The sequence below is a fragment of the Pseudomonas sp. SB113 genome (assembly GCF_040754745.1).
GTDB classification, from domain to species: domain Bacteria; phylum Pseudomonadota; class Gammaproteobacteria; order Pseudomonadales; family Pseudomonadaceae; genus Aquipseudomonas; species Aquipseudomonas grimontii.
Genome location: NZ_JBFMHW010000287.1, coordinates 1 through 255, shown reverse-complemented (window position 1 = coordinate 255; position 255 = coordinate 1). Strand labels below are relative to the sequence as shown.

1 pseudogene is annotated in these 255 nt (G+C 66.7%); it reads right to left on the bottom strand.

The annotated features are described in order from the left end of the window. A pseudogene (locus tag AB1462_RS32575) lies at positions 1-217 on the bottom strand (type II secretion system protein GspF); the annotation flags it as partial. Between the last annotated feature and the right edge of the window lie 38 nt (positions 218-255).

Sequence of the window (255 nt, the reverse complement as noted above, 5' to 3'; positions counted from 1 at the left end):
GTTGCCGCGTGGCCCAGGCCAGGTCGTTGTCCGACAGCTTGGCGCTGAACAGGCTGCTGCCGGCGGCGCTTTGCTGACCGCCCTCGACCTGCACCAGCAACGCGGTCAGGCCACGGCTGCGCAGCACGGCAAACGCCCCGCTCTGGCTGTCGGCTTCCAAATGCCCGGCCTCGACTTTGCCGTTGGCGTAGGCGGCTTCATAGCGATAGCGATTCATCAGGCGTCCCGTGTTACGCGCAGGATTTCTTCCGGCGC